Here is a 12,936-nt window from a genome sequence, read left to right on the forward strand (position 1 = left end):
ATGGGAAACAGGAGCCTATCTATGCCGCAAAGGCCGCGTAAAGTTAAATGGGTCTTGCCGAAGGGTGCCACTCAGTTTGGTGCTCTGGCTGCCATTTTATTAATTGATAGCTTAGTCGCCCCGCACTTTTTCTCCATTCACATCCAGGATGGACGGCTATTCGGCAGTGTCATTGATATCTTAAACCGGGGTGCGCCCGTTGCTTTATTAGCACTGGGAATGACATTAGTTATTGCAACTGGGGGCATTGATTTATCCGTTGGAGCAGTAATGGCAATTGCTGGTGCCACGGCTGCGACCCTGACCAGTGCTGGGTATCCTTTATTCACGGTATTGGTTGCAGCGCTTGCCGTTGGGGCATTGTGCGGATTATGGAACGGTTTTTTAGTCGCGGTGTTACAAATTCAACCTATTGTCGCCACATTGATGTTAATGGTCGCCGGGCGAGGTATCGCTCAGCTTATTACACAAGGGCAGATTGTTACATTTGATAGCGGTGGGTTGGCAGAGTTAGGCAGCAGCACATTGATGTATATGCCGATGTCTGTGGTTATCGCATTCAGCATGCTGATTATTGTGTGGTTATTGACGCGCAAAACGGCGTTGGGGCTCTTTATTGAGTCGGTCGGGATCAATTTGCGTTCTGCGCGTAATGCGGGCGTGAGTACCCGGTTGGTGCTGATTGCTGTGTATGTGATTTGCGGCATCTGTGCCGCGGTCGCGGGCATTATTGTGACGGCCGATATTCGAGGTGCTGATGCTAACAATGCGGGTTTATGGCTGGAATTGGATGCCATTCTGGCGGTAGTAATTGGCGGTGCATCCTTAATGGGAGGGCGTTTTAATCTTTTGCTCTCGGTCATTGGCGCTTTGATTATTCAGGGAATGAATACTGGGATTTTACTTTCAGGTTATCAACCTGAATTTAATCTGGTTCTTAAAGCCATTGTGGTGTTAGCCGTATTGGTGGTGCAGTCACCGATGATCTCATTGAGCCATATCTTCCGGAGGCGAAAATAATGTTAAAGCGTAATATTCCTTTGCTGATTACTATCGCCGTTTTTATTCTGGGATATGCCTTTTGTCTCAGCCAATTCCCCAGCTTTTCTTCCACCCGTGTTTGGTGTGACTTACTGACTGATAATGCTTTTCTGGGAATTGTCGCCGTAGGTATGACCTTTGTTATTTTATCCGGTGGTATCGATTTATCTGTCGGTTCAGTTATTGCGTTTACTGGCGTACTACTGGCAAAGCTAATCGGTACTTATGGTATTCACCCAATGTATGCTTTTGCTATCGTCTTAGTTATGGGCGCGATGTTTGGTGCGTTCATGGGCTGGATTATTGATTCACTGAAACTCCCGGCGTTTATCATCACTCTTGCGGGGATGTTTTTTGTCCGTGGCATGAGTTTTATTGTATCGGAAGAGTCCATTCCCATTAATCACCCACTTTATGGCTATCTTGCTAATTATGCTTGGAAAGTTCCCGGTGGTGGGCGATTTACACTGCTCGCCCTGATTATGCTATTGGTTGTGGTATTTGGTATTTTGCTAGCCCATAAAACCCGCTTTGGTCATAACGTCTATGCAATCGGTGGCAATAGTGTTTCTGCAGCCCTGATGGGAGTTCCGGTTAGACAAACCACGATAAAAATCTACATGTTATCGAGCACCTTGGCTGCTCTGTCCGGGATTGTTTTCTCTCTCTATACCTCCGCAGGTTATGCATTAGCGGCTAGTGGTGTTGAGCTCGATGCTATAGCCGCCGTCGTAATTGGTGGCACTTTGCTTACCGGCGGTATTGGTACAGTTTTCGGCACTCTGTTTGGCGTGCTGATTCAAGGCCTGATACAGAGTTATATCACTTTTGATGGCACTCTCAGTTCATGGTGGACCAAAATTGTCATCGGAATTCTGCTATTTAGCTTTATTGCCATCCAGAAGGCGATGAGTGCATTTTATTTGAATCGACGCGCTCGTCCTCAATCACCCCCACTTAATCCGGTATAGCGCTTTGGGCTGCGTTATTCATAGGCGTTTTTAATAACTGTCGAATTAATGTTTGCTGGTCACTGTTTTGCAACCAAACGGCATACAGTGGCCGAACTATGGGCGGTATTTCAGTGTTGATGATCAACTCTGGGTACTCTTTTTGCCAATGTTCAGGTAGAAAAGCACAGCCGCCGGTGGTTTCCAACAGCTGCCGGGTTAAATGGGCAGAAGTCGTGGTCAGCACGGGCATTTGCTCGCTATTGAGTAAACGATTTTCTTGCTGATGGAAATCTGCTCCCCATTCAAGTTTGATATATGGCGCTTCATTTACATTTTTATACTCGGTCTCGTCGTCAGTTTTCTCAGATAGACCAAGGGGAATCGAGGAGAACAAGCGCAATGAAAAATGGCCTAGTAGCAGGCTGGCCAACTCGTCCATTTTAGGAGGTTCGGTCGTTATCAATAAATCGAGTTGCCGTTCGTGCAACTGTTTGACCAGCGATTGACGTAGTGCAATCCGCGCCTCAAGTCGTAATGCCTCTCGTTGTTTATATAGCTGTTGCAACCAAGGAGTGAGGTAAGCCTCCCAAAGTGAGGCGGTTGCACCAATGGACAACTCGGTGTGTTGCAGCGAGTGAACAACTTCTTTTTTGGCTAACTGCCAAGTGCTCATCAGTGTTTCAGCATAAGGCACCAACCGTTCACCGGCTGGAGTCAGGCGAATATTATTGCGATGGCGAGTGAATAAATTTGCACCTAATTGATTTTCCAACTGACGGATACGAAAACTCACCGCCGACTGGGTTAAGTACAAAGATTCAGCTGCGCGACCAAAGTGGCGAGTTCTACTGACCTCCAAAAAGGTTTTCAGTAATTCGGTATCCACACCCATCTCCAATTTTTTTTGTCGTTAAGATTTAAATGTTTTGTTTTACACGATGTCAAGCCTATCTAATACTCCGCGCCATAAACAGCACGACCATGAGAGAATTAGGAGCGTGTCAGATGGCGGATAGCTTCATCACGACCAATCGTTTTTTTGATAATAAACATTATCCTCGCGGGTTCTCGCGTCACGGCGATTTCACCATTAAAGAGGCGCAATTACTAGAGCGCTGCGGTTACGCCTTCAACGAACTCGATCTCGGAAAACGCCAGCCTGCAACGGAAGAAGAACAGTTGTTTGTTGCTGTCTGTCGCGGCGAGCGTGAGCCAGTCAGCGCTGAGGAGAAAGTCTGGTCCAAGTATGTGACCCGGACTCGTCGCCCTAAACGTTTCCATACGCTATCTGGCGGTAAACCGCAGATGGACGCAGTGGAAGATTACACTGATAGCGACGACTAATATCCTTTGTTCTTGAAGTCGCAGGGCACTGTAATTACTGACCTGCGACTCTTCCATCATTCTGGGTATAATATTGCGTTTAAGTCTTATGGTTTTTTTGCCCCATTTTAGTTTTTATATCAAGCTTTTGTGCAACTGCAAAAGTAACCGGTCCATACAACGATAGCTCAGTGCTTCTGAAAGATGATTTTTTTGAATATTATCTTCCAGAGCCAGATCCGCAATGGTCCGTGCCACTTTCAAAATATGGTGCCAGGCGCGCACTGATAGCCCCAGTTTTAGTAATACCTGTTCCAAAAAAACGGCATTCTCAGGTGTTAAATAGCAATATTCAGCTATCTCTTGGCTGTTCAGCCGCGTGTTTATCTTCCCCGCTCTATCCAATTGTCTTTTTCTAGCCTGCAATACTCGTTGCCTGACAGTTTTACTACTTTCACCCTGATGTTTTTGTGCCCCCAGCATTCCTGCAGGAAGTAGTGGTACTTCAATCGATAAATCAAATCGGTCCAAAAATGGGCCTGATAGTTTTGCCAGATAGCGTAAGACTTGTTGTGGCGGTGCTCGATTATGGATGCCTTGATAATGGCCACTGGGGCTAGGATTCATCGCGGCTATCAACTGTACTCTAGCTGGGAAACAGACTTTTGCGGTTGCGCGGGAAATGATAATTTCACCCGATTCTAGTGGTTCGCGCAATGAATCCAGTACCCTGCGTTCAAACTCCGGCAGTTCATCCAGAAAAAGTACCCCGTTGTGTGCCAGTGATATTTCGCCGGGGCGGGGAATTGATCCTCCGCCAATCAAAGCAGCCATCGACGCGCTGTGATGCGGTGCCCGAAAAGCCCGATAGCGCCATTGAGCCGGCAGTTCATTGCTGTGCGATAAGCCATTAATGGCCGCAGCCTCGAGTGCTTCTTGATCCGTCAGCGGCGGTAATAACCCAGTGAGCCGATTTGCCAGCATAGTTTTGCCAGTGCCAGGCGGCCCGAGCAACAGCAGGTTGTGCCCACCGGCAGCGGTTATCTCCAGAGCACGTTTGGCTTGTGATTGGCCGATAATATCTTGTAGATCAAGGCGGTCATCCCAATTTGAAACAGCCTCAAGGCGTTGACCTTGAGCAAGCGTATTTTCACCTTGTAGAAAACCACACACTGCTAATAAGTGATCTGCGACCCAGCTGTCATCTTGTGCAATTAACCCTATCTCCACACTGTTCTCTGACGGCAAAATTAATTGTCGATGGACCTGACTGCTGGCGAGAGCTGCTGGAATTGCGCCGCTAACGCGTCTTAGCGCCCCTGATAGGGCTAGCTCACCCAAGAACTCATAGTGCGCTAATTTATCCGCAGGAATCTGCTCTGACGCGGCTAATATCGCTAAAGCGATAGGCAGGTCATAACGGCCTCCTTCTTTGGGTAAATCTGCCGGTGCCAGACTGACCGTGATCCGTTTGGCTGGATAAGTAAAGCCGCTGTTGATTAATGCGCTACGAACCCTGTCCCGCGCCTCTCTTACCGTCGTTTCCGGCAGTCCAACCAAAATTAACCCAGGTAGCCCATTGCTGATATGAACTTCAACCGTAACTGAGGGGGCCTGAATACCTAATGTGGCACGGGTATGAATAGTTGCCAGTGACATTTCGCTTTCCTTTGCTGTCGTGCGCCCTTAGTGTTGGGGCATGGTCACAGAGTGCCTCAGGTTTTTTTTCAGCACTTAGAAAAAGTATTGGTTTGCGAAAGCTCGCGAGAAGTTTCGTTGCAATGGATGTATCAAAATCAAAAATTGCGATGCAGAGCGCAGAAAAAAGACCTAAGTGCCGATGTGGGTTTTACTGATTGATAAATAATATATTTATTGTGTTTTGCACAGATGCCCACAAAATAATAATTTAAATAAATATTGTCAGGTAACCAATAACTGTGATAACTCTGTAGGTATTCGTTCGACACTAGACAGATGAACAACCTAATTATGAAAGCGATTGTCCAAGTGATTAACCTAGTCCTAATTAGCGTGGTGGTGATTATTATCCCACCGTGCGGGGCTGCACTTGGACGAATAAAGGCATAAAAATCAAGCCTTAATCTCAAGAGAACCCCCGCACCGAAAGGTCCGGGGGTTTTTTTATTGGTACGTTAAAAGACGCGAGGGACATAAAATGCACAACAGAATAAAATCCTGCTCCTCCCGTAAAAGGTCGGGGAAATAACTATGAATGGTGCTCAGTGGGTGGTTCAAGCGTTGCGTGCGCAGGGGGTTGATACGGTATTCGGCTATCCGGGCGGGGCAATAATGCCTGTCTACGATGCTTTGTATGATGGTGGTGTCGAGCATTTGCTCTGCCGCCATGAGCAGGGTGCTGCTATTGCCGCTATTGGTTATGCGCGTGCAACCGGTAAAGTCGGGGTGTGTATCGCCACTTCCGGCCCCGGAGCCACTAATCTGATCACCGGTTTGGCTGATGCTTTGCTCGATTCTGTGCCGGTAATCGCCATCACTGGTCAGGTCGGGTCGGCTTTAATCGGCACTGACGCTTTTCAGGAAATTGATGTTCTGGGCCTGTCTCTGGCCTGTACCAAACACAGTTTTTTGGTCGAATCATTAGATGCGCTGCCGGGGATCATGGCGGAAGCTTTTGCTATCGCCACCAGTGGCCGTCCTGGGCCTGTTTTAATCGACATTCCAAAAGATATTCAATTGGCGGTGGGGGAATTGACCCCGCATTTGATGCCCGTTGAAGAGTATCCGGTTGATTCTGCTGCTGAGTTACAACAGGCCTTGGATATGTTGGCAACAGCTAAAAAGCCGATGTTGTATGTCGGTGGCGGCGTTGGGATGGCGCAGGCGGTTCCGGCTTTACGCGAGTTTATTGACGTCACCGGTATTCCTGCGGTTGCCACCTTGAAAGGTTTGGGCGCGCCAGATACTCATCACCCGTGCTATTTGGGCATGCTGGGGATGCACGGCACCAAAGCGGCGAATTTTGCGGTACAGGACTGTGACTTATTGATAGCCGTGGGCGCGCGTTTTGATGATCGCGTGACTGGCAAGCTGAATACATTTGCCGCGAAAGCAAAAGTTATTCATATGGATATCGACCCGGCAGAGCTGGGTAAATTGCGCCAGGCGCATGTCGCGTTGCAGGGCGATTTGAAAGTGTTACTGCCCGCCTTGCAGCAACCGCTGAGTATTCAGCCGTGGCGTGATGAGGTTATGGCGTTAAAACATCAGCATAGCTGGCGTTATGATCACCCCGGCCAAGCAATTTATGCGCCATTACTGCTCAAGCAGATCTCCGAGCGTAAAGCCCCGCAGACTGTGGTCACCACTGACGTAGGCCAGCACCAGATGTGGACAGCGCAGCACATGAGCTTTACCCGCCCTGAGAATTTCATCACTTCTAGCGGTCTGGGCACGATGGGCTTTGGTGTTCCCGCCGCCGTTGGTGCGCAGATGGCCCGGCCAGATGACATGGTTATATGTGTTTCCGGCGATGGCTCATTCATGATGAATGTTCAGGAGCTGGGCACCATAAAACGCCGACAGTTACCGCTGAAAATTGTTTTATTGGATAACCAGCGATTAGGTATGGTTAGGCAGTGGCAGCAACTGTTTTTTGATGGACGCTATAGCGAAACCAATCTTTCTGATAACCCCGATTTCATCACACTGGCCAGTGCTTTCAATATCCCCGGCCAACGTATCACCCGAAAAGACCAAGTCGAAGCCGCACTGGATGCGCTGTTTAACAGCGAAGGGCCTTATTTGCTCCAGGTTTCTATCGACGAACTCGAAAACGTTTGGCCGTTAGTGCCGCCAGGCGCAGGTAATGAAACCATGCTGGAGAAAATCTCATGATGCAACATCAACTCTCTATCCAAGCCCGCTTCCGCCCTGAGATGTTAGAGCGCGTATTGCGAGTCGTGCGGCACCGCGGTTTTCAGGTTTGTGCTATGAATATGTCACCAATGATTAACGCTGAGAATATTAATATTGAATTGACCGTTGCCAGCGGGCGACCTGTCGATTTACTGTCTTCTCAGCTGAGTAAGCTTATGGATGTCGCCTGCGTCGAGATCCTACAACCTAATACATTACAGATACGCGCCTGATGCGCCACAAGGAAAGAAAAGAATGACGAAGAAAGCTGATTTTATTTGGTTTAACGGCGAAATGGTTCCGTGGGCAGAAGCGAAAGTTCACGTGATGTCTCACGCGTTACACTATGGCACGTCAGTCTTCGAAGGTGTTCGTTGTTACGAATCCCACAAGGGGCCGGTAGTTTTCCGTCACCGCGAACACATGCAGCGCTTGCACGACTCAGCCAAAATTTACCGCATGCCGGTTTCTCAGTCGGTTGATGAGCTGATGGAGGCTTGCCGCGCAACACTGCGTAAAAACAAGCTAACCAGCGCCTATATCCGCCCATTGGTCTTTATTGGTGATGTCGGCATGGGTGTTAATCCGCCGGATGGTTATAAGACAGACATCATCATTGCGGCCTTCCCGTGGGGGGCTTATTTGGGCGCAGAAGCATTGGAGCAAGGTATTGATGCGATGGTGTCTTCATGGAATCGTGTAGCGCCAAACACCATTCCAACTGCGGCTAAAGCGGGTGGTAACTACCTGTCGTCCTTGCTGGTGGGTAGTGAAGCACGCCGCCATGGCTATCAGGAAGGGATTGCACTGGATATTCACGGCTTCCTGTCTGAAGGTGCGGGTGAAAACTTGTTTGAAGTGAAAGATGGCATTCTGTTCACGCCGCCGTTTACCTCTTCTGCCCTGCCGGGTATTACCCGCGACGCCATTATTAAACTGGCGAAAGACATGGGTCTGGAAGTCCGTGAGCAAGTGTTGTCACGTGAATCTCTCTATCTGGCCGATGAAGTATTTATGTCTGGTACTGCGGCAGAAATTACCCCAGTGCGTAGCGTAGATGGTATTCAGGTTGGTATTGGTAAACGTGGCCCGATCACTACAAAAATTCAACAAGCGTTCTTCGGCCTGTTCACCGGTGAAACCGAAGATAAACACGGTTGGCTGGATCCGATCAATCCATAATAACGACAAGCAGACAGCATTAGCAGGTAGTTCGTTCGCTACCTGCCATACAGCACCTATTTGCAACACACTGTATTTATAACAACTAGTTGATTTAAAAAATAAAATCTGGAGTGAAGAGACAATGCCTAAGTACCGTTCCCATACCACCACTCATGGCCGTAATATGGCTGGCGCCCGCGCATTGTGGCGCGCAACCGGTATGACCGATGATGACTTCGGCAAACCAATTATTGCGGTAGTTAACTCATTTACCCAGTTTGTACCGGGCCACGTTCATTTGCGCGACTTAGGAAAGCTGGTGGCAGAGCAAATTGAAGCGTCCGGCGGTGTGGCTAAAGAGTTCAATACTATTGCGGTGGATGATGGGATCGCGATGGGCCACGGCGGCATGCTCTATTCACTGCCTTCACGTGAATTGATTGCCGACTCCGTTGAATACATGGTTAACGCCCACTGTGCGGACGCCATGGTGTGTATCTCTAACTGCGATAAAATTACCCCAGGGATGCTGATGGCGTCTCTGCGCTTGAATATTCCGGTTATCTTTGTTTCTGGCGGCCCGATGGAAGCCGGTAAAACCAAGTTATCCGATAAAATTATCAAGCTAGATTTGGTCGATGCCATGATTCAAGGGGCAAACCCCAATGTCAGTGATGCCGACAGCGAGCAAATTGAGCGCTCTGCTTGCCCAACTTGCGGTTCCTGTTCTGGCATGTTCACGGCCAACTCGATGAACTGTCTGAATGAAGCTCTGGGTCTGGCGCTGCCGGGCAACGGCTCATTGCTGGCAACCCATGCGGATCGTAAGCAGCTGTTCCTTGATGCTGGCAAGCATATTGTTGCGCTGACCAAACGTTATTATGAACAAGATGATATCAGCGCCTTGCCGCGCAGCATTGCGAACAAAGCGGCGTTTGAAAATGCCATGACACTGGATATCGCCATGGGCGGCTCCACCAATACCGTCCTGCATTTGCTGGCGGCAGCGCAGGAAGGAGATATTGATTTTGATATCAGCGATATCGACCGCCTGTCTCGTAAAGTGCCACATTTGTGCAAAGTTGCGCCAAGCACTCAGAAATACCATATGGAAGATGTGCATCGTGCGGGGGGGGTCGTTGGTATTTTAGGTGAGTTGGACAGGGCCGGGTTGCTAAATCGCGAAGTCAGTAATGTGTTGGGGCTGAATCTGCCACAAACACTGGAAGCTTATGATGTGATGCTGACCAAAGACGAAGGGGTCAAGCAGATGTACGCCGCAGGCCCAGCCGGTATTCGCACCACTAAAGCCTTCTCACAAGATTGCCGCTTCCCATCACTGGATACTGACCGCCAAGAGGGCTGTATTCGTACTCGTGAACATGCTTACAGCCAAGACGGCGGTTTGGCCGTGTTATATGGCAATCTCTCGGAAAATGGCTCGATTGTTAAAACCGCCGGGGTGGATAAAGACAGCTTAACTTTCCGCGGCCCGGCCAAAGTCTATGAGAGTCAGGATGATGCTGTTGCCGCTATTCTGGGTGGCAAAGTGGTGGCGGGTGATGTGGTTGTTATCCGCTACGAAGGGCCAAAAGGCGGGCCAGGGATGCAAGAAATGTTGTATCCGACCACTTACCTGAAATCGATGGGATTAGGGAAAAGCTGTGCGTTGTTAACAGATGGCCGTTTCTCGGGGGGGACTTCGGGGTTATCCATTGGCCATGCTTCGCCGGAAGCCGCCAGCGGTGGGTTGATTGCTTTGGTCCAAGATGGCGACATTATTGATATTGATATTCCCAACCGTGCGATGAAACTGGACGTCAGTGATGCTGAATTGGCCACACGCCGTGAAACAGAATTAGCGCGCGGTGATGCTGCATGGACACCGAAAGCCCGTGAACGTCAGGTTTCTTATGCATTACGGGCTTATGCTTTGCTGGCGACCAGTGCTGACAAAGGTGCTGTTCGCGACAAAAGTAAGCTGGGAGGCTAATACCCATGGCGGTATCACAACCCTTATCAACTGCCCCCTGTGGGGCAGAATATCTGCGGGCGATACTTCGCGCGCCGGTGTATGAGGTGGCGCAAGTCACCCCATTGCAAGTGATGGAAAAAATCTCCTCCCGCTTGGGTAATACCATTTTAGTGAAACGCGAAGACCGGCAACCCGTACACAGCTTTAAACTGCGTGGTGCTTATGCGATGTTGGCGGGTCTGACAGAAGAACAGAAAGCCTGTGGTGTGATAACCGCCTCTGCCGGTAACCATGCGCAGGGGGTGGCGCTGTCAGCCAATAAGCTTGGAATCAAAGCGCTTATTGTGATGCCAGTGGCAACCGCTGATATCAAAGTTGATGCAGTCCGTGGGTTTGGTGGCGAAGTACTGCTGTTTGGTGCCAATTTTGATGAAGCCAAAGCCAAAGCTATCGAGCTGTCCCAACTGCAAGGCTATACCTTTGTTCCACCGTTCGATCACCCCGCTGTGATTGCTGGGCAGGGGACGTTAGCGATGGAGTTACTCCAGCAAGACGCACATCTTGACCGGATATTTGTTCCTGTCGGAGGCGGTGGGCTGGTGGCTGGGGTAGCGGTGCTTATCAAACAGCTAATGCCACAGATTAAAGTGATTGGTGTCGAGGCGGAAGATTCTGCCTGCTTACGGGCGGCACTGGATGCGGGTAAACCGGTGGATTTGGCCCGTGTCGGATTATTCGCTGAGGGCGTGGCGGTTAAGCGCATTGGCGACGAGTGTTTCCGCCTGTGTCAGGAATATCTGGACGAAGTTATTACGGTTGATAGCGACGCCATTTGTGCGGCAGTAAAAGACTTATTTGAAGATGTGCGCGCCATTGCGGAGCCTTCTGGTGCTCTGGCGCTGGCGGGTCTGAAAAAGTATGTTCAGCAGCATAATATCCAGGGTGAGCGGCTGGCTCATGTGCTTTCTGGTGCTAATGTTAACTTTCATGGCCTTCGTTATGTGTCAGAACGCTGTGAGTTAGGTGAGCAGCGCGAAGCCTTGCTGGCGGTGACTATCCCTGAGCAAAAAGGCAGTTTTCTGCGGTTTTGTGAGTTGCTGGGCGGCCGTTCAGTCACTGAGTTTAACTATCGTTATGCTGATGCAGATAACGCCTGTATTTTTGTTGGGGTACGTTTGACCCGCGGTTATGCTGAGCGGGCAGAAATCTTAGCTGAATTACAGGATAAAGGTTATCAGGTGGTGGATTTATCTGATGACGAAATGGCCAAGTTGCATGTTCGTTATATGGTCGGGGGGCGGCCTTCAAAACCATTGCGCGAGCGGCTGTTCAGCTTTGAATTCCCGGAATCTCCCGGTGCATTGCTGAAATTCCTGCATACTTTGGGCACGCATTGGAACATTTCTCTGTTCCACTATCGTAGCCACGGTACAGATTTTGGCCGAGTGCTGGCAGCCTTTGAATTATCAGCCACTGAACCACAATTTGAACAGCACCTGGCTGCATTGGGCTATGATTGCCATGATGAAACGAATAACCCAGCGTTTAAGTTCTTCTTAGCGGGTTAATTGTCTTACTCATAAGATGAAATAGCAGCAAAAAATCAGGCACTTTTGATGCCTGATTTTTTTATATTAATGACATTCGCTATCATTTATCGGTCAATGTTATTGATGATAGATAGCCAAGGTTAATTACAATAATCCCCAAAATGCTTCAATTAGCGGCTCATTAAGCCGTTTTTTCGGCACGCAAACCCCTAATTCAAACGGCTCAACCAGCGAAACATCATCTAACAGGGAAATACGATTCCGTACTGGTTCCGGGCTGTTATCGACGACCACGGATGGAATTAACGCGACACCACACCCGAGTGCCACCATCGATACAATCGCCTCATGACCAGAAACTGTAGCGTAAATCAATGGGTTACTGATGCGCTGACGGCGGAACCACAAATCAATGCGTTTTCGTGATGGGCCGTGCTCCGGCAGGATAAATGGGATCATCGCCCAATCGGGTTGCTCCACGGAGATTTGAGACCGCACCGCACAAGGGAGTGCTGGGGCAATCAATACCAGTGGGATCTCACCAATTTGGGTAAATGCAATGCTGGTAGGCAGCACTTCAGGGCGGCCTGCAATCCCTAAATCTGCCTCGTTAGATTGCACTTTATCTACTGCGTCGGCCGCATCACCGGTGGTGAGTTTGATTTCAACCAGTGGATGACGCGCGCGAAAGCGGTCCAAAATTGGAGGTAAATGACTGTAGGCGGCGGTGACTGAGCAAAATAGCCGCAGTTCACCACTGAGTGATGGCCCGTGCTGGCCCAGAGCATGGCGCAATTGCTGATATTGTAGCAATGTTTGCTGAGCAAAGGCTTTCAACTGAGTACCGGCATCAGTCAATTGTACCGTGCGGTTATCTCGTAAAAATAGCGGCTGGCCGATGGTTTCTTCCAGCCGTTGGATCTGGCGCGAAAGAGTGGATGGACTGACATGCATTGCTTTGGCAGTGCGGCCAAAATGGCGGCTTTCAGCCAAATGAAGAAATAATTTCAGGTCGCGTAAATCCATCACA

12 protein-coding genes are annotated in these 12,936 nt (G+C 49.3%); 9 read left to right on the top strand and 3 right to left on the bottom strand.

Going from position 1 to position 12,936, the window contains the following annotated elements; translation table 11 throughout:
• Together ytfT and yjfF are read left to right on the top strand one after the other, a co-directional pair.
• Nucleotides 1-1,020, top strand: coding sequence for a galactofuranose ABC transporter, ATP-binding protein YtfT (gene ytfT, locus F0T03_RS00715; protein WP_145556029.1), 1,020 nt, complete (start codon nt 1-3; stop codon nt 1,018-1,020).
• A complete protein-coding gene (gene yjfF, locus F0T03_RS00720; protein ID WP_159677044.1) occupies nt 1,020-2,012 on the top strand; it encodes a galactofuranose ABC transporter, permease protein YjfF in 993 nt (330 codons plus the stop codon). Before ytfT ends, yjfF begins: the two co-directional genes overlap by 1 nt.
• On the opposite strand, the gene hdfR is transcribed toward yjfF, so the two are convergent.
• Complete coding sequence (gene hdfR / locus F0T03_RS00725; RefSeq protein ID WP_145556031.1) at nt 1,999-2,880, bottom strand: HTH-type transcriptional regulator HdfR; 882 nt, start codon at nt 2,878-2,880, stop codon at nt 1,999-2,001. The genes yjfF and hdfR overlap by 14 nt on opposite strands.
• A gap of 119 nt (nt 2,881-2,999) precedes the next feature.
• On the opposite strand from hdfR, the gene F0T03_RS00730 reads away from it, so the two are divergent.
• A complete protein-coding gene (locus tag F0T03_RS00730) occupies nt 3,000-3,338 on the top strand; it encodes a MaoP family protein (protein WP_145556032.1) in 339 nt (112 codons plus the stop codon).
• A 114-nt stretch (nt 3,339-3,452) separates the two neighbouring features.
• Here F0T03_RS00730 and F0T03_RS00735 read toward each other — a convergent pair whose 3' ends face one another.
• Nucleotides 3,453-4,976: a YifB family Mg chelatase-like AAA ATPase gene (locus F0T03_RS00735; RefSeq protein ID WP_159677045.1), complete on the bottom strand. Its 1,524-nt coding sequence runs from the start codon at nt 4,974-4,976 to the stop codon at nt 3,453-3,455.
• Nucleotides 4,977-5,309: 333 nt separating this feature from the next.
• Here F0T03_RS00735 and ilvL point away from each other — a divergent pair, with 333 nt between their 5' ends.
• The 6 genes from ilvL (at nt 5,310) to ilvA (ending at nt 11,924) form a co-directional block, all read left to right on the top strand.
• Nucleotides 5,310-5,408 (top strand): ilv operon leader peptide, encoded by a 99-nt coding sequence (ilvL, locus tag F0T03_RS00740; RefSeq protein WP_071817873.1) that lies wholly within the window; start codon nt 5,310-5,312, stop codon nt 5,406-5,408.
• A 141-nt stretch (nt 5,409-5,549) separates the two neighbouring features.
• Entirely contained in the window at nt 5,550-7,196 is a 1,647-nt protein-coding gene (ilvG, locus tag F0T03_RS00745) for an acetolactate synthase 2 catalytic subunit (RefSeq protein WP_145556034.1), read from the top strand.
• Nucleotides 7,193-7,450, top strand: coding sequence for an acetolactate synthase 2 small subunit (gene ilvM, locus F0T03_RS00750; protein WP_025379943.1), 258 nt, complete (start codon nt 7,193-7,195; stop codon nt 7,448-7,450). The genes ilvG and ilvM overlap by 4 nt, the downstream gene beginning before the upstream one ends.
• A gap of 22 nt (nt 7,451-7,472) precedes the next feature.
• Nucleotides 7,473-8,399, top strand: a complete 927-nt coding sequence (locus F0T03_RS00755) for a branched-chain amino acid transaminase (protein WP_145556035.1) — start codon at nt 7,473-7,475, stop codon at nt 8,397-8,399.
• Between the two features lie 124 nt (nt 8,400-8,523).
• A complete protein-coding gene (ilvD, locus tag F0T03_RS00760) occupies nt 8,524-10,374 on the top strand; it encodes a dihydroxy-acid dehydratase (protein ID WP_145556036.1) in 1,851 nt (616 codons plus the stop codon).
• Between the two features lie 5 nt (nt 10,375-10,379).
• On the top strand, nt 10,380-11,924 hold the full coding sequence (gene ilvA / locus F0T03_RS00765; RefSeq protein WP_145556037.1) for a threonine ammonia-lyase, biosynthetic: 1,545 nt from the start codon (nt 10,380-10,382) through the stop codon (nt 11,922-11,924).
• Nucleotides 11,925-12,050: 126 nt separating this feature from the next.
• On the opposite strand, the gene ilvY is transcribed toward ilvA, so the two are convergent.
• Entirely contained in the window at nt 12,051-12,932 is an 882-nt protein-coding gene (ilvY, locus tag F0T03_RS00770) for an HTH-type transcriptional activator IlvY (protein WP_159680598.1), read from the bottom strand.
• Nucleotides 12,933-12,936: the final 4 nt, after the last annotated feature.

This window comes from Yersinia canariae (assembly GCF_009831415.1).
GTDB classification, from domain to species: Bacteria; Pseudomonadota; Gammaproteobacteria; order Enterobacterales; family Enterobacteriaceae; genus Yersinia; species Yersinia canariae.